The following is an 18,841-nucleotide window of genomic DNA, read 5'->3' on the forward strand; positions in this document are numbered from 1 at the left end:
CTAATGCGTCCTGATGTAAGGGGTTGACATTCACCCGGGGTAACGGGTAAAGTAATAAACGGTTCATGACATTAATAAAAGGTTATGAAATGTTTCTAAGTTTGAACGGAGGATATCAGATGTTTAGTAATTTCGGGAGTGCCCGTGGTAAACGGATCGCGTACGTGGTACTTGCTTGTTTGATTCCAGCAGCTTTGCTGATTGCAATCTTTAATTTTATTCAATACGAACAAACAAATGCCACTAAAAACATTCCGGTTGCCGTTGTTAATCAAGATAAGACCATTGAAAGTAATGGCGAAGTGATTAACATGGGTGAACAGGTGGTTAGTACTTTAAAGAAAGACCACCAAGTTAAATGGGAGTTTATGGACGAGAAAACAGCTCAGAAGAAGTTGAAATCTGGAGATGTTTATCTAGAAATTAAACTACCTAAGGATTTCTCAACTAACGCAGGAACTGCCTTAGAAAAGAATCCAAAAATCAGTAACATCGACGTCTATAAGTCAAAGAAGAACAACTACTTGTCATCAATGGTGTCTACCACGGTTGCTGATACAGTAACGAACCAAGTTAAGACTGATTTACAAGAAGCATATAGTAAATCATTGTTGAGTGGAGTTAAGAAATTATCGACTGGGACAAAACAAGCCGCAGCTGGAACTCAACAATTAGACGATGGTATGGTGCAACTACAAGATGGAAACATCCAAATTGTCCGTAACCTCGATTTATTAGCTTCAAAAATGGTTGAATTTAAGTCAGGTGCACAAACACTTGATGACGGCGTTAACACTTATACAACAGGTGTTGATACCTTAGCCTCAGCCAACGCTAAAATGTTAGCTGGTATTCAAGAACTCTCTGCCAAGGCACAACCACTGATTAGTGGAACTGCACAATTAGCAGATGGCTCACAACAGGTTGCATCTGGTGTTAAAACGTACACTGATGGAGTTTCAACTCTTCAATCTGGATTGAGTGGAACGTTATTACCTGGTATTCAACAGTTGTTGGATGGTGTAACTGGTAATGGTAATCCAGACAAGAGTTTGACGACTTCAACTCAAAAATTGTCTGATGGTGCCAAGAGTTTGAACGTTGGTATCTCACAATTGAAGAATGGTAAACCAGGTGGAACTGCTGATGAAGTTGGAGTTGATAATGCTTTTGCACAACTTCAATCAGGAATTTCAGCCAATGATTCAATTATTGCTAGTGTTTCTGATATGACCAAGGTAATGAAACAATCTCAAGTTGACACAGCGCAATTAAAAACTGACATGGCAAGCATGAAGACTGCAATGGGAACGTTGCAAAGTTTAGCTCCATTGTTGGATCAAATCTCATCAGCTAAGTCGCAAATTGCATCATTGCAAAGCCAATTGACAATGGTTTCAGGAATGGTTAAGTCGAAAGATCAAGTTAGCTCTGATCAGACGGCCGCAACTTCGACACAAGCCACATTAGATGCAGAAATTGCCAAATTGAAAGCGTCTGGTGCTGACACTACAGCCTTAGAAGCTGCTTCGGCTGCTAATTCTACGGCAAATAAAAAACTTGGAACTGATGCTACAATAAACGCAAATGCATTTAATTTAGTTAAAACTCAATCAACAACAGCTTTACAAAAGTTCAGTGATCAATTAAGTGGCGCAACATTGACTACGGATGATGCTAATCAGATGTTAGCTCAAGTTCAAAAGATTATGACTGAAGCTGATACATTATTTAATGAAACTGATCCACTGTTGAGTGATACTACAATTAATAATTTAAATTCAGTCGCCGGTAGTACACAGACATTGAAAGAGAGCCTATCGCATGTCAATACTGTGATTGATAGTAATTTGGACTTATTAATTGATGGTTCATCACAACTTTCTGATGGTAATTCTCAATTAAATGATAGTTCACCAACTCTTGTCAGTGGAATTGAACAATTATTTGATGGCGTAGCCAATAAGATTATTCCTGGTGCAAATCAATTAGTAGCCAACAATGCCAAATTAAATTCAGGAGCTCAACAAGTTGCTGACGGTAATAAGACATTATCAGCTTCTGCTCCAACTTTAATTGCTGGTGTTGGACAATTATTATCTGGTGCATTGCAAATCAATGATGGTGGTTCACAATTGACTGCTGCAAGTCCACAACTTCGTTCAGGTACTGGTCAGATTGTTGATTCAACTGATCAAGCAGCTAGTGGCTCAAAACAATTGGCTGATGGTTCACATCAAGTTCAAGATGGTTTGGTCACCGCTGGAAATGGTACTAACAAGTTGAATACTGCACTTCAAGATGGTGTTAGCCAATTAACACCAGTTAGTGATTCATCTAAGAACACAAATCATTTTGCTACTCCAGTAACTACAAAAGACATTAATAGTGATACACAAGATTTGAAGAATACCTTTGCACCATTAGTATTAGCACTTGTGCTATTCCTAAGTGCGGTGGTAACCCAATTAGGTCTCTTTACACCTAAACAACGTAAGATTAGCTTATTACAAGAACCATTACTCGCAATTGGTGTAACGGCAGTTGTTCAAGCAATCATTGCAGATGCCTTAATCGGTATTTTAGGTGTGACTGTTTCAAACTGGGTTGGTTTAACACTCTTTACCTTGTTAACTTCAATCTTCTTCACCTTGATTTGCATGTTGCTTTATCATATCTTTGGCCGTGTCGGCGTACTGTTCGCAGTATTGTTGTCACTCCTTCAAGTGATTATCACTGGTCAAGTATTCCCAAACGCTATGCTTTCAGAGTTCTATCAAGCAGTTGGAAATATCTTACCAATGACTCATGCAATTCACGGTTTCGAAAATCTAATCAATGGCGGTGACTACAGCGTCTGGTTAGCAATCGCATTCTTAACAGTCTTTACTGCTATTCTCGGTGGTATCGCATATCTTGTTGATATGATGTTAAGTAAGCGTGATACAAATGATGCATCAGAAGAATAAGTAGTGAAATAAGTCGGTTTGCGACTGAGTATAGTTTAGAATTATGGATATAAGTGTTCTTCTTATGTTCATGATTCATAACTAGACGGAAGACGTAGACTTATTGAACACAATTCAATAAGTATGCTGACTGATGTAACGCTACTTAAATACAAAAATAGTTGGACCGAATAAAATCGGTTCAACTATTTTTTATCTATCTGAATGTGTGCAAATTTAGTCAGTGACTATTGTGTTTGATATATTTTCGATAAACATCGGTTATTTTAGGCTAAATCATTTGCAATTATGAATTTTGTTTGTATAATATTAGTCAACATTAGTCAAAGATACAGGAGGTTAGTTATGGAAGGCCAAAATATCTCAGATGTGATTGAGAACTATTTAAAAAATATTTTGTCCGATTCTGAGCACGTAGAAATCAGACGTTCAGAAGTTGCTGACCTGTTTGATGTAGTGCCATCTCAAATTAATTACGTTATTAAAACCCGGTTCACCATTCAAAATGGTTATCTCGTTGAAAGCAAACGAGGTGGCGGTGGCTATATTCGGATTGAAAAAGTTAACTTAATGGATGATGTTGCTGTGTTGAACACGTTAATTCAGGTCATTGGAGACGAAATCAATGAGCGGGATGCAGTTTCGATAATTCAAACATTGTATGATGAAGATGTGATTACACGTCGTGAAGCCGATTTAATGGCTGTGATGGTATCGAAGCAAACGTTAGCGTTTGACAATCGTCAAGTGGGGGATACACTTCGAGCACACGTTCTGATTTCATTATTGAACAGATTGCGTTACGAAAGTTAAGAAAGAGGGGAATTGTTATGGATAACTTATTTACACCAAGCGCCAAAAACGTACTTACTTTGGCTCAAGAACAGGCCAAACATTTCAAACATCAAGCTGTAGGTACGGAACATTTACTGCTAGCTTTGAGTATTGAACAAAATGGAATTGCTAGCAAAGTGTTGCAACAATTCTCAGTTGGTGAAGATGATATTCGCGAAGAAATTGAACGCTTCACTGGTTACGGGACTTTAACCGGCGCAGATAAGGATAGTTATTTACCATATTCTCCTAAAGCCAAAGAAATTCTCGCAGTCGCTGGAGAAGAAGCTAAACGCTTGGGCGCTTTGAAAATTGGTACTGAACACCTACTTCTTGCCTTATTATCAGATGAAAGTATTCTATCATCTCGCATTTTACTCAACTTAGATGTTGATTTAAATCAAGCACATCGCATTGTAATGCGTCGTCTCGGAGTTTCTGACGCACCTAAACGTCGCCAGGCTAACAAGCAAAAATCACCACAAGCTGAAGGGACACCAACTTTAGACTCACTAGCTCGTGATTTAACTCAGAGTGCTCGTGAAGATAAAATGGATCCCGTGGTGGGTCGTGAAAAAGAAGTACGTCGGGTGGTTCAAATTTTGAGCCGTCGGACGAAGAATAACCCAGTATTAATTGGTGAACCCGGAGTTGGTAAAACTGCGATTGCTGAAGGATTAGCTCAACGGATTATTAGTGGGGATGTTCCTGGTGATTTAGCTCAGAAACGTTTAATGATGCTCGATATGGGCTCATTAGTTGCTGGCACTAAGTACCGTGGTGAATTCGAAGATCGTTTGAAGAAAGTGATTGATGAAATTTATCGTGATGGAAATGTCATTTTATTCATTGATGAATTGCATACCTTAATTGGTGCCGGTGGCGCTGAAGGTGCTATCGATGCTTCCAATATTTTGAAACCCGCTTTGGCTCGTGGAGAACTTCAAACAATCGGTGCGACAACGTTAGATGAATATCAAAAGTATATTGAATCAGATGCTGCCTTAGAACGTCGTTTTGCAACCGTTCAAGTTGCTGAACCAACTGAAGACGAAGCCGTTCAAATTTTGACTGGTTTAAAGGATCGTTACGAGGACCATCACCATGTAGAAATTACTGATGATGCGATTGAACAATCTGTTACCTTGTCATCACGTTACATCAGTGACCGTTTCTTACCAGATAAGGCCATTGATTTGATGGATGAAGCTTCAGCTAAAGTTCGAATTGATGCGCAAGACAAACCATCAAAACAAACGAAGGCTACTGAAAAAATAGAAAAACTTGGTGTTCAAAGGGAAGAAGCTATCGAAGATCAAAACTTCGATTTGGCTGCTGAATTACGCCAAGAAGAACTCAAATTAAAGGCCAAGCTCGACAAACAAGCTGCCCCAGTTGAAGATAGTCATGCGAAGTATGATTTGAAAGTTACTGGTGAAGATGTTGCTGAAGTTGTTGCTGAATGGACAGGAATTCCACTGACACAATTACAAAAGAGTGAAAGTGACCGCCTCGTCAACTTGGAAAGCATTTTGCATAAGCGGGTTATCGGTCAGGGTGAAGCAGTTTCTGCCGTGTCACGAGCAATTCGTCGTTCAAGCAGTGGCCTGAAAGATCCTAACCGTCCAATTGGTTCATTTATGTTCCTTGGACCTACTGGGGTTGGTAAAACTGAATTAGCTAAGACTTTGGCTGAATCAGTCTTTGACTCAGAAGACAGCATGATTCGGGTCGATATGTCTGAATACATGGAAAAATACAGTACCAGCCGTTTGATTGGTGCTGCACCAGGTTATGTGGGCTATGATGAAGGTGGACAATTAACTGAAAAAGTTCGCCAACATCCATACTCAGTTGTGCTTTTAGATGAAGCTGAAAAAGCCCATCCAGATGTCTTTAACTTGTTATTACAAGTCTTAGATGATGGCTATTTGACAGATGCTAAGGGTCGTAAAGTTGATTTCAGAAACACAATCTTGATTATGACTTCTAACTTGGGAGCTACCACGTTACGTGATGAAAAGGAAGTTGGTTTTGGTGCCAAAGACATGCAAGATAACTATCAAGCAATGTCGAGCACCATTCAAGAACAATTGAAATTACATTTCCGTCCCGAATTCTTGAACCGGATTGACGAAACAGTCATCTTCCATTCATTAAAGAAGCCAGAATTACATCAAATTGTTAAATTAATGATGAAAAACGTGATTAAACGTATGAGCGAACAAGGCATTGACTTGAAAGTTACGCCAGCTGCCATCGATGTTGTTGCAGCAGCAGGCTTTGACCCAGAGTATGGTGCTCGTCCAATTCGCCGAGCTTTACAAACCAAAATTGAGGATCTCTTGAGTGAATCAATCTTGTCAGGTGAAATAAATGTCGGAGATACAGTGACAGTTGGGGCTCGTTCTGGTAAAATTAAGTTAAATGTTACAGATCAACACAATGCGTCGGGATTAGCGGCGAAGTAAGATCATTGGGTAGTTTAGGGAGAGCTTTTTTCTCTAAGCTTTTTTTTATAGAGTATAGTTAGTTTAGGTATCTAACTTTCCGTTTTGTGTCATATCTTGTACGTTAAATCAAAAGATTGGAGCAATACAATGGTTCAGGAGCAATCAAGAAGTGAAAAAACACGCGAACTAATCATTAACTCAGCCCGCAAAGTATTCCTGGAAAAGGGATATGCCGAAACTTCAACGCGTAATATCGCTGATGTTGCTGGCATTACACAACCTGCAATGTATCATCATTTTAATGATAAAGAAGCAGTTTATTTGGAAGTCGTTAACCGTGTCGGAAAAGACGTCCGTGAGGTAATTGGACAAGGCGTTTTAAAACCTCGTTTACAACCCCTTAACCGACTTTATGAAATTACTAAGAACATTTTTGATATTCATCCAAAGGGTGTTGGCATTTTTATTCACGAAAGTTATGCGCACCTATCACCAGCAGGGCAACGGAAACTGGGGATGCTTTATCGGATGTATTATCTTGATCCATTGACTGGCTACTTTAATTTACCCGAAGTTAACCTAAGAAAAGAAGTTTTACCTGATGAAGCTGCTGACATTCTAATTTCTAGTTTGAATGCCATGTTTAGTAGTTTTTACCGTGTTGGTGGTTCATCAATTTCAAGCCGTGATAAGGGTAAGTTATCCTTAAAATTAGTATTATTTGGAATTGCAGAAGAACAAGATTAATTGTAAGCAAACCGGTTGACATTTAACAGGAATGCAGTAAAATTGAATTTGTATATATTTGTGAGTCCATTTGAGCAACATGATCTATTGTCCATGTTGCGCTTCATAATAGAACCCAAAAGCAACAGTGGTTGTTTTTGGATTTTTTTGTGCTTAAAAACGTTGCTGAGGTGCATTTGTAACCAAAATGTAACATTTGAAGGATGGATTCTGTCAATCAAAAACAGAGAGGTGAACAGCTTGGCCGGACATTTAGTTAAGTACGGAAAACATCGTACTCGTCGTAGTTACTCACGGATCAAAGAAGTTCTAGATTTACCTAACTTGATCGAGATTCAATCTGATTCTTATCAATGGTTCCTAGATGAAGGTCTGCGAGAGATGTTTGATGACATCATGCCTATTGATGATTTCCAAGGAAACTTATCATTAGAGTTTGTTGATTATCAATTATTAGAACCAAAGTATACAGTGGATGAGGCGCGTGAACATGATGCAAACTACTCAGCTCCATTGCATGTCACACTTCGTTTGACGAACCACGAAACTGGCGAAATCAAATCTCAAGATGTTTTCTTTGGTGATTTTCCATTAATGACGAACCAAGGTACTTTCATTATTAATGGTGCTGAACGTGTTATCGTTTCTCAATTGGTTCGTTCACCAGGGGTTTACTTTAGTGAAGAAGCTGACAAGAACGGTCGCCCTAGTTTCGGCGCAACATTTATTCCAAACCGTGGTGCATGGTTGGAATATGAAACTGATGCTAAGGACGTTTCTTATGTTCGTATCGATAGAACTCGTAAAGTTCCATTGACAGAACTAGTTCGTGCTTTAGGATTTGGTTCTGATGATGAAATTATCGATATGTTTGGTAACAATGATTCACTTTCATTGACCCTAGATAAAGATATTCACAAGAATAATGAAGATTCACGTGTTGAAGAAGCCTTGAAAGATGTTTACGAACGTCTTCGTCCAGGTGAACCTAAGACTGCTGATTCTTCACGTAGTTTGTTGACGGCTCGTTTCTTCGATCCAAAACGCTACGACATGGCTCCAGTTGGTCGTTACAAGACTAACAAGAAGCTTAATTTGAAGACTCGTTTATTAAATCAAACCTTGGCAGAAACATTAGCTGATCCAGAAACTGGTGAAGTTATTGCTCAAAAGGGTGACGTGATTACAAAAGAAGTAATGAAAGATTTAGGCGAATACCTTGATCGTGAAGACTTCAAGACCATCACATACACACCTTCAGAACAAGCTGTTGTGACTGACCCAGTTATCTTACAAAAGATTATGGTCTTTTCTAAGAATGATCCTGAACGTGAAGTTCCTATCATTGGTAACGGTCATATTGATCTTAAATATAAGCACATTGTGCCTGCAGATATCTTGGCTTCAATGAACTACTTCTTTGATTTACAAGAAGGTATTGGAAACACCGATGATATTGATCACTTGGGTAACCGTCGTATTCGTTCAGTTGGTGAATTACTACAAAACCAATTCCGGATTGGCCTTTCACGGATGGAACGTGTGGTTCGCGAACGGATGTCAATCCAAGATCGTGAAACAGTTACACCTCAACAATTGATTAATATTCGTCCCGTTGTGGCTTCAATCAAAGAATTCTTTGGTTCATCACAACTTTCACAATTCATGGATCAAACCAATCCTTTGGGTGAATTGACGCATAAACGTCGTTTGTCTGCCCTTGGACCTGGTGGTTTGACTCGTGATCGTGCCGGATATGAAGTTCGAGATGTTCACTATACCCATTATGGTCGTATGTGTCCTATTGAAACTCCTGAAGGTCCTAATATTGGATTGATCAATAGTCTTTCAAGTTACGCTCGTGTCAACCGTTATGGATTTATTGAAACTCCATACCGTCGTGTGTCATGGGATACTCATAAGGTTACTGAAAAAATCGATTATTTGACTGCCGACGAAGAAGATAATTACGTTATTGCTCAAGCTAACTCGAAGTTGAATGATGATGGTTCATTTGTTGACGATACAGTTATGGCTCGTGCTCAATCAGAGAACTTGGAAACTGGTATCGAAAACCTTGATTACATGGACGTTTCACCTAAACAAGTTGTGGCCGTTGCCACTGCATGTATTCCTTTCTTGGAAAATGATGATTCTAACCGTGCTTTGATGGGTGCCAATATGCAACGTCAAGCTGTTCCTTTGCTTGACCCTCATTCACCACTTGTTGGTACTGGTATCGAATACGATGCTGCTCATGATTCTGGCGTTGCTTTAATTGCCAAAAATGATGGTGTAGTTGAATACGTTGATGCTCGTGAAATTCGTGTTCGCCGTGAAGATGGCGCACTTGATAACTACAAATTAATGAAATTCCACCGTTCAAATGGTGGTAAGAACTACAACCAACGTCCAATTGTTAAATTAGGCGACAAGGTTGAATCAAACGAAATTCTTGCTGATGGTCCTTCAATGGAACAAGGTGAATTAGCACTTGGTCAAAACCCAATTGTTGCATTCATGACTTGGCAAGGCTATAACTTCGAAGATGCCATCGCTATTAATGAACGACTTGTTCGTGATGATGTTTACACTTCAATTCATATCGAATCATATGAATCAGAAGCTCGTGACACTAAACTCGGACCTGAAGAAATGACTCGTGAAATTCCTAACGTCGGTGAAGATTCACTCAAGGATCTTGATGACAAAGGTATTATCCGTGTTGGTGCTGAAGTTCATGATGGTGACATCTTAGTTGGTAAGGTTACTCCTAAGGGTGTAACAGAATTATCAGCTGAAGAACGTTTGCTACACGCTATCTTTGGTGAAAAATCACGTGAAGTTCGTGATACATCACTTAAGGTTCCTCATGGTGGAGAAGGTATCGTCCAAGACGTTCAAATCTTTACTCGTGAAAATGGTGATGAATTGTCACCAGGTGTTAACATGATGGTTCGTGTCTTCATCGCCCAAAAGCGTAAGCTTCAAGTTGGTGATAAGATGGCCGGACGTCATGGTAACAAAGGTACTGTTTCCGTTGTGATCCCTCAAGAAGATATGCCATACATGCCAGATGGTACTCCAATCGACATTATGTTGAGCCCCATGGGTGTGCCTTCACGTATGAATATCGGACAAGTTATCGAATTGCATTTAGGTATGGCTGCTAAAGAACTTGGCATTCACGTTGCAACACCAGTTTTCGATGGTGCAACTGATGACGATGTTTGGGCTGCTGTGCGTGAAGCCGGTTTACCAGCTGATGGTAAGACTGTCTTATATGATGGTCGGACTGGTGAAGCATTTGATAACCGAATTGCTGTTGGTGTCATGCATTATATGAAACTTGCCCACATGGTTGATGATAAGATCCATGCTCGTTCAATTGGACCTTACTCATTAGTTACTCAACAACCACTTGGTGGTAAAGCACAATTTGGTGGACAGCGTTTTGGTGAAATGGAAGTCTGGGCTCTTGAAGCTTATGGTGCTGCTTATACCCTTCAAGAAATCTTGACTTACAAATCCGATGATGTTGTTGGTCGTGTTAAGACATACGAAGCAATCGTTAAGGGTGAACCAATTCCAAAGCCAGGTGTTCCAGAGTCATTCCGTGTTCTCGTTAAGGAATTACAAGCACTTGGACTAGATATGAAGGTTCTTGATTCAGAAGATGAAGAAATTGAACTTCGCGATATGGATGATGAAGGCGACGACGTTGTAAACGTTGATGCTCTAAGTAAGTTTGCTGCTCAACAAGAACAACAAGCGCAAGAACAAACCGGAGCCACAGAAACTGCGTCAACAACCGTTGACCAAGTTGCATCTCCAAAAGAAACTCAACAAGATTAATTTCATTTAAAAACTGTAGAATTAAAATAAGGAGGATCATCCTTTGATTGACGTTAATAACTTTGAAAGCATGCAAATCGGTCTGGCATCTCCAGATAAGGTTCGTAGCTGGTCATTTGGTGAAGTTAAAAAGCCAGAAACCATCAACTACCGTACTTTAAAGCCAGAAAAAGATGGATTGTTTGACGAACGTATCTTTGGACCAACAAAAGACTGGGAATGTGCCTGTGGTAAGTACAAACGGATCCGTTATAAGGGTGTTGTTTGTGATCGCTGTGGGGTTGAAGTTACTCGCTCTAAAGTTCGTCGTGAACGTATGGGTCACATCGAATTAGCTGCACCAGTAACTCACATCTGGTACTTCAAGGGTATCCCAAGTCGTATGGGTCTTGTCTTAGACATGAGTCCACGTTCATTGGAAGAAATTATCTATTTCGCTTCATACGTTGTTATCAACGGTGGAGATACACCAATGGAACCAAAACAACTTCTTTCTGAAGCTGATTATCGTGAAAAGAAACTTGAATATGGTAATCGTTTCACTGCCCTAATGGGTGCAGAAGCAATTAAGCAGTTGCTTGAAAATGTTGATCTTGAAAAAGAAGCCGATGAATTAAAAGAAGAATTGAAAGATGCTTCTGGCCAAAAGCGGACTCGTGCAGTTCGTCGTTTGGACATTTTGGAAGCCTTCATCAAATCAGGTAATCGTCCTGACTGGATGGTAATGGACGTTGTGCCAGTTATGCCTCCAGATCTTCGCCCGATGGTTCAACTTGAAGGTGGCCGTTTTGCTACTTCAGATTTGAATGATTTATATCGCCGTGTTATCAACCGTAACAACCGTTTGAAACGCTTGTTAGATTTGAATGCTCCTGGAATCATTGTTCAAAATGAAAAGCGGATGCTTCAAGAAGCCGTTGATGCTTTAATTGATAATGGTCGTCGTGGCCGTCCAGTTGCTGGACCAGGTAACCGTCCATTGAAGTCACTTTCTCACTTACTTAAAGGTAAGCAAGGACGTTTCCGGCAAAACTTACTTGGTAAGCGTGTCGATTATTCTGGCCGTTCAGTTATCGATGTTGGTCCATCACTTAAGATGAGCCAAATGGGATTACCTGTTCAAATGGCAATGGAATTGTTTAAACCATTTATCATGAAGGAACTTGTTTCTCGTGAATTGGCTTCAAACATCAAAAATGCTAAGCGCAAGATTGATCGCCAAGACAATGACGTATATGACGTTCTTGAAGACGTAATTAAGGAACATCCGGTTCTGTTGAACCGTGCCCCTACATTGCACCGTTTGGGAATTCAAGCTTTTGAACCAGTTTTGGTTTCTGGAAAAGCTATGCGTTTGCATCCTCTTGTGTGTGAAGCTTACAATGCCGATTTTGATGGTGACCAAATGGCTATCCATTTACCACTTTCAGATGAAGCTCAAGCTGAAGCACGTTTGTTGATGCTTGCTGCTGGTCATATTCTTTCACCTCGTGATGGTCAACCAGTGGTTACACCTTCACAAGATATGGTTATTGGTAACTATTACTTGACGACAGAAGAAGCTGGTCGTGAAGGTGAGGGTATGGTCTTCACTGACATTAACGAAGCTCGGACTGCTTATCAAAATGGTTATGTCCATCTTCACTCACGTGTTGGTGTGTCAACAGCATCAATGCCAAAGAAACCATTTACGCCAGAACAACGCGGTAAAGTGTTAATCACAACTGTTGGTAAGTTGATTTTTAATGATATTCTTCCTGAAGGATTGACATATTTGAACGAACCAACTAGTGAAAACTTAACAGAAGGTGTGGCTGATGCAGACTTCTTGAACCCTGGGGAAGATTTGAAAGCTCGTCTTGCTGAAACTCCACTTGTACCACCTTTCCGTAAAGGATTCTTGTCAGATATCATTGCCGAAGTTTACAAGCAATATAAAGTAACAGCTACATCATTACTCTTGGACCGTATGAAGGATTTGGGTTACTACGAATCAACCATTTCTGGAATTACCGTTGGTAGTGCTGATGTGCCTGTTCTGAAAGAAAAACCTGAAATTATCGATAAGGCTCATAAAGAAGTTGCTACAATTACGAAGCAATTCCGTCGTGGTTTGATTACTGATGACGAACGTTATGAACGTGTTATCGGTGTATGGAACAACGCTAAGGATGAAGTTCAACAAAAATTGATTGATGATATGGATCTCCATAACCCAATCAACATGATGAGTGATTCCGGTGCCCGTGGTAACATCTCAAACTTTACACAACTTGCTGGTATGCGTGGCTTGATGGCTGCGCCTAATGGTAAGATTATGGAATTGCCAATCCTTTCTAACTTCCGTGAAGGACTAAACGTTTTGGAAATGTTTATTTCTACTCATGGGGCTCGTAAAGGGATGACCGATACTGCCTTGAAGACTGCCAACTCAGGTTACTTAACTCGTCGTCTAGTTGATGTGGCTCAAGATGTTATCGTTCGTGAAGCAGACTGTCATACTGATCGTGGACTTGATGTTACTGCCATTACTGACGGTAACGAAATGATTGAACCATTGTACGACCGGATTCTTGGCCGTTACACAATCAAATCAGTTAAGAATCCTGAAACGGGTGAAGTACTGATTGGCCGCGATGAAATGATTGATGAAGATGTTGCACAAGCAATTATCGATGCTGGTGTTACTAAGGTAACCATTCGCTCTGCATTTACTTGTAACACTAAACATGGTGTCTGCGAACGTTGTTATGGACGTAATGCTGCTACTGGTGATCGGGTTGAAGCAGGGGAAGCTGTTGGTACAGTTGCCGCTCAATCAATCGGTGAACCAGGTACTCAATTGACTATGCGTAACTTCCATACCGGTGGTGTGGCTGGTAACGAAGATATTACTCAAGGACTTCCACGTATTCAAGAAATTGTTGAATCACGTAATCCTAAAGGTAAAGCTGAAATTACTGAAGTTACTGGGACTGTTGAATCAATCGAAGAAAATCCTGCAGAACGTACTAAGGATGTTACTGTCAAAGGTGAAACTGATACAAGAACGTATACATTACCAATTACGTCTCGTATGAGAGTTGCTGAAGGCGACTATATTCATCGTGGTGCTCCATTGAATGATGGTGCCATCGATCCTAAGGAATTACTCCAAGTTCGTGATGTTCTTTCAACTGAAACTTACTTGCTGAGTGAAATCCAAAAGGTTTATCGTATGCAAGGTATTGAAATCTTGGACAAGCACGTTGAAATCATGATTCGTCAAATGATCCGTAAGGTTCGTGTCATGGATCCAGGTGACACTGATGTCTTGCCAGGTGCTTTGATGGATATCAATGATTTCCGTGATGAAAACTACAAGACCCTTGTTGCTGGGGGAGTTCCCGCAACTGGTCGTCCTGTTATCCTTGGTATTACTAAGGCTGCCTTGGAAACTAATAGTTTCCTTTCAGCTGCGTCATTCCAAGAAACAACACGTGTATTGACTGATGCTGCTATTCGCGGTAAGCATGATCCACTTGTTGGACTTAAGGAAAATGTTATTATTGGTAAGATTATCCCTGCCGGTACTGGTATGGGTGAATACCGTAATATCAAGCCTAAGTCTGTTAAAGTCGGAGCTACTGACGGCGTATACTCAATCAAATCAACAAGTGAAGTTGAACAAGAATTGAATAACAAAAACTAGAGTGTAGCTCAATTTGAGACACAAACTAGTAAAGGACACTATCGCAACTTGCGGTAGTGTCCTTTTTACATATAGTAGAAGATTTGCGTCACAATTAAGAAACCGAGACTTAAAAAAGGGACGAACGGAATTCGTGATTGATGCCGAGTTAATAAGATGGTGAATAGTGCGAGTAAAGACGAGATACAAATAATCCACATCGTTTGTTCAAAGCCGAGTAAAATTTCAAAGATTAAAATTAATTCAATATCGCCCGAGCCTAACCCGTTAGTTAAATGGGCGAGTAAGAGTAAAAACAATAAGGTTGTAATCATCACACAACCCAGTTGCCATTCCCAACGCTTAGCCGATTCAAAAATGAAAATACCAGGTAAGAGTCCCAATAATCCGGTGGAATAAAAAAATTGGTGTGACAAATCAGTTAAACTAATGAATAATAAAAATCCATAGAATAAAATAAAACAAATGAGTTGTAAAGGATGATTGAGCGGTGCATGTAAGGCAATCAAACCAATAATTAATTCCACGCATGTTGATATGGGTGAAATGTGATGATGACAATTTTTGCAGTGTCCTAGTTGAAACAGGTAACCAAAAATAGGGATTAATTGCCAATATCGTAATTGAACCTGGCAATTGTCGCAGCGGGAACGTGGATAAAGAATTGAAACGTGTTTGGGAATTCGGTCCGCACACAAAGTGATGAATGAGGCTAGAACTGTACCGTACAAAAATGCTATAATTGACATTGTCGAAATCTCCTTTATAGTTAATAAGTACGCTACTGGAGTCAAATTAAATTAATTTAAAAAAGTTAGTTGAAATTAGCTTGATGTGCGTTGACATAGATAAAAACACATGCTATTCTTGTAAAGGTGCTTTTTCACAACACAGTTATTCTGTCGACTGACAGTTTTCACTGTCGTCGAAAAGAATCACAAATGAAAACACGATCCTTGTGTCATTTTTTTATAAGAAAAAATGAACCACCTGGATGTGTGGACTTAAAATTCGGAAGGGGAACATTTTAATGCCTACTATTAACCAATTAGTACGTAAGGGACGTAAGTCTCAAACATCAAAGTCAAAAGCTCCTGCTTTGAGCTTTGGTTACAACAGCTACAAAAAAGCAGCTATTGTTAATCCATCACCACAAAAACGAGGAGTTGCTACTCGTGTCGGAACTATGACACCTAAGAAGCCTAACTCTGCTTTACGTAAGTACGCCCGTGTGCGTCTTTCAAACTTAATCGAAGTTACTGCTTATATTCCAGGTATCGGACACAACTTACAAGAACATAGTGTTGTTTTGATTCGTGGAGGCCGTGTTAAGGATTTACCAGGGGTTCGTTACCATATCGTCCGTGGTACATTAGATACTGCCGGTGTTGATGAACGTCGTCAAAGTCGTTCTAAATACGGAACAAAGAAACCAAAGGCTTAGGAGGAAGTTAGTTAATGCCACGTAAAGGTCATGTACAAAAACCAGAAGTTTTACCAGATCCAATGTACAACTCAAAGCTAGTTACCAGCTTAATCAACCGTTTGATGATTGATGGTAAGCGCGGAACTGCTTCAAAAATTATTTATTCAGCATTTGATATGATTAAGGAAGAAACTGGAAACAACCCCGTTGAAGTTTTCGAACAAGCAATGGAAAATGTTATGCCAGTTCTTGAAGTTAAGGCTCGCCGTGTTGGTGGATCTAACTATCAAGTTCCGATTGAAGTTCGTCCAGATCGTCGTACGACACTTGGTCTTCGTTGGATTGCTCAATACTCACGTTCACGTGGGGAACATACTATGACAGAACGTCTTGCACGTGAAATCATGGATGCAGCTAACGAAACTGGTGCTTCAGTTAAGAAACGTGAAGACACTCATAAAATGGCTGATGCCAACCGTGCATTCGCACATTATCGTTGGTAAGATTCAAAGTTATCAGCTGACGCTGGTAATCCCTTTTAAAAGTGGCTGTTATATGTGTTCATATAGGAGTCACTTTTTTTCAGAAGTTAACTAATTATTTAAAAATTGGAAGGAGACACATTTTCAGATGGCAAACACACGCGAATTTCCACTTGAAATGACTCGTAATATCGGTATCATGGCTCATATTGATGCCGGTAAAACTACTACTACAGAACGTATCTTGTACTATACTGGTAAAATCCATAAAATTGGTGAAACTCATGATGGAGCTTCACAAATGGATTGGATGGCCCAAGAACAAGAACGTGGGATCACAATCACATCAGCTGCTACCACAGCTGCATGGAAAGATCACCGTATTAACATTATCGATACTCCCGGACACGTGGATTTCACTATTGAAGTTGAACGTTCACTTCGTGTTCTTGATGGTGCCGTTGCTGTGCTTGATGCACAAGCCGGTGTTGAACCTCAAACTGAAACAGTTTGGCGTCAAGCATCAGAATACAATGTTCCACGTATCGTCTTTGCTAACAAGATGGATAAGATGGGTGCAAACTTCGATTTCTCAGTTGAAACAATTGGGGATCGTTTACAAGCTAACGCTTTACCTATCCAAATGCCAATCGGTGCCGAAGATGATTTCCGCGGTATCATTGACTTAGTTGAAATGAAGGCTGACTTGTATCATGGTGACGATGGTTCTGAATGGGATACAGTTGATATTCCTGAAGAATTTGCTGCAGAAGCAAAAAAACGTCGCGACGCTATGATTGAAAAATTAGCTGACGTTGATGATGATATTATGGAAAAATACCTTGGCGGAGAAGAAGTACCAAAGGCAGAAATTAAAGCTGCTATCCGTAAAGGAACTTTGGACTTATCATTATTCCCAGTTCTTGCTGGTTCTGCCTTCAAGAATAAGGGTGTTCAAATGATGTTGGATGCCGTTGTTGACTATCTTCCATCACCATTGGATGTTCGTCCATACAACGCCACTGACCCAGATACTGGTGAAAACGTTGAACTTGAAGCTGATGATAACAAGCCATTTGCTGCTTTAGCTTTCAAGATTGCAACTGATCCATTCGTTGGTCGTTTAACATTTATCCGTGTTTATACTGGTACACTTGAATCAGGTTCATATGTTTTGAACTCAACTAAGGGCAAACGTGAACGTGTTGGTCGTTTGCTCCAAATGCATTCAAATCACCGTCAAGAAATTCCAGAAGTATTCTCAGGTGATATCGCTGCTGCGATTGGCTTGAAGAATACCACTACTGGTGATTCATTAACTGATCCAAATCATCCATTGAAGCTAGAATCTATGGAATTCCCAGATCCAGTTATCCAAGTTGCCGTTGAACCTAAATCAAAGGCTGACCAAGATAAGATGGATGTTGCTTTACAAAAGCTTGCTGAAGAAGATCCTTCATTCAAGGCTGAAACTAATCCTGAAACTGGTGAAACATTAATCGCCGGAATGGGTGAATTGCACTTGGATATCATCATCGATCGTATGAGACGTGAATTTAACGTTGAAGCTACTGTTGGTGCTCCTCAAGTTGCTTATCGTGAAGCCTTTACTAAACAAACATCTGCCCAAGGTAAGTTTGTTCGCCAATCTGGTGGTAAAGGTCAATATGGGGATGTTTGGATTGAATTTACTCCAAACGAAGAAGGTGCCGGATTTGAATTCGAAGATGCTATCGTTGGTGGGGTTGTTCCTCGTGAATATATTCCTTCAGTTGAACAAGGTCTTCGTGAATCACTTGAAAATGGTGTGCTTGCCGGTTACCCATTGGTTGACTTGAAAGCCAAACTTTATGATGGTAGTTATCATGATGTCGATTCATCTGAAGCTTCATTTAAGGTTGCCGCTTCATTAGCATTGCGTAACGCTGCTAAGAATGCTGGTGCAGTTATCCTTGAACCAATCATGAAGGTTGATATCGTTATCCCTGAAGAATACATGGGTGATATCATGGGACAAGTTACTGCACGTCGTGGACGCATTGATGGTATGGAAGAACGTGGAAATGCACAACAAGTTCATTCATATGTTCCTCTATCAGAAATGTTCGGCTATGCAACTACACTTCGTTCAGCATCACAAGGTCGTGGTGTCTTCACAATGACATTTGATCATTACGAAGCAGTTCCTAAGTCAGTTCAAGAAGAAATCATCAAGAAAAATGGTGGTTCAAACATTAAAGAATAATTCTTAACATGTTTAAAAATCTCAAAATTTGATTAATTTCAGATTTTGAGATTTTTTTTGTCGATTTTTCGCAAAATACTGTAACAAAAATGTAATGAAAATATTTGGATAATTTGCATAAAATGCTTGTACTCGCCCG

Annotated in this window: 10 protein-coding genes; 9 read left to right on the forward strand and 1 reads right to left on the reverse strand. The window is 39.9% G+C overall.

What is annotated here, in order from left to right; translation table 11 throughout:
* Positions 1–119: 119 nt before the first annotated feature.
* The 6 genes from F0161_RS03500 to rpoC all read left to right on the forward strand — a co-directional run bounded on the left by F0161_RS03500 (position 120) and on the right by rpoC (position 14,549).
* Complete coding sequence (locus tag F0161_RS03500) at positions 120–2,969, forward strand: YhgE/Pip domain-containing protein (RefSeq protein WP_190318902.1); 2,850 nt, start codon at positions 120–122, stop codon at positions 2,967–2,969.
* 345 nt (positions 2,970–3,314) lie between these two features.
* Positions 3,315–3,782: a CtsR family transcriptional regulator gene (locus F0161_RS03505; RefSeq protein WP_137601054.1), complete on the forward strand. Its 468-nt coding sequence runs from the start codon at positions 3,315–3,317 to the stop codon at positions 3,780–3,782.
* Between the two features lie 17 nt (positions 3,783–3,799).
* Complete coding sequence (locus tag F0161_RS03510; protein WP_150203741.1) at positions 3,800–6,274, forward strand: ATP-dependent Clp protease ATP-binding subunit; 2,475 nt, start codon at positions 3,800–3,802, stop codon at positions 6,272–6,274.
* A 129-nt stretch (positions 6,275–6,403) separates the two neighbouring features.
* Complete coding sequence (locus tag F0161_RS03515; RefSeq protein WP_150203742.1) at positions 6,404–7,003, forward strand: TetR/AcrR family transcriptional regulator; 600 nt, start codon at positions 6,404–6,406, stop codon at positions 7,001–7,003.
* Positions 7,004–7,243: 240 nt separating this feature from the next.
* Positions 7,244–10,858 carry a DNA-directed RNA polymerase subunit beta gene (gene rpoB, locus F0161_RS03520; RefSeq protein ID WP_137601057.1) on the forward strand — a complete coding sequence of 1,205 codons (3,615 nt, stop codon included), beginning with the start codon at positions 7,244–7,246 and terminating at the stop codon, positions 10,856–10,858.
* 43 nt (positions 10,859–10,901) lie between these two features.
* Positions 10,902–14,549, forward strand: a complete 3,648-nt coding sequence (gene rpoC / locus F0161_RS03525) for a DNA-directed RNA polymerase subunit beta' (protein ID WP_150203743.1) — start codon at positions 10,902–10,904, stop codon at positions 14,547–14,549.
* 65 nt (positions 14,550–14,614) lie between these two features.
* Here rpoC and F0161_RS03530 read toward each other — a convergent pair whose 3' ends face one another.
* The gene (locus F0161_RS03530; protein WP_137601059.1) at positions 14,615–15,298 is read right to left on the reverse strand and encodes a prepilin peptidase; all 684 of its coding nucleotides are present in this window, start codon (positions 15,296–15,298) and stop codon (positions 14,615–14,617) included.
* A gap of 281 nt (positions 15,299–15,579) precedes the next feature.
* Between F0161_RS03530 and rpsL the strand changes: the two genes are divergently transcribed.
* From rpsL to fusA, 3 genes are all read left to right on the forward strand, one after another.
* On the forward strand, positions 15,580–15,993 hold the full coding sequence (rpsL, locus tag F0161_RS03535; RefSeq protein WP_057889778.1) for a 30S ribosomal protein S12: 414 nt from the start codon (positions 15,580–15,582) through the stop codon (positions 15,991–15,993).
* Positions 15,994–16,007: 14 nt separating this feature from the next.
* Positions 16,008–16,478, forward strand: a complete 471-nt coding sequence (gene rpsG / locus F0161_RS03540) for a 30S ribosomal protein S7 (RefSeq protein WP_137601060.1) — start codon at positions 16,008–16,010, stop codon at positions 16,476–16,478.
* 127 nt (positions 16,479–16,605) lie between these two features.
* A complete protein-coding gene (fusA, locus tag F0161_RS03545; RefSeq protein WP_137601061.1) occupies positions 16,606–18,702 on the forward strand; it encodes an elongation factor G in 2,097 nt (698 codons plus the stop codon).
* The last annotated feature ends 139 nt before the right edge of the window (positions 18,703–18,841 follow it).

The sequence above is a fragment of the Paucilactobacillus nenjiangensis genome (assembly GCF_008632615.1).
GTDB classification, from domain to species: Bacteria; Bacillota; Bacilli; order Lactobacillales; family Lactobacillaceae; genus Paucilactobacillus; species Paucilactobacillus nenjiangensis.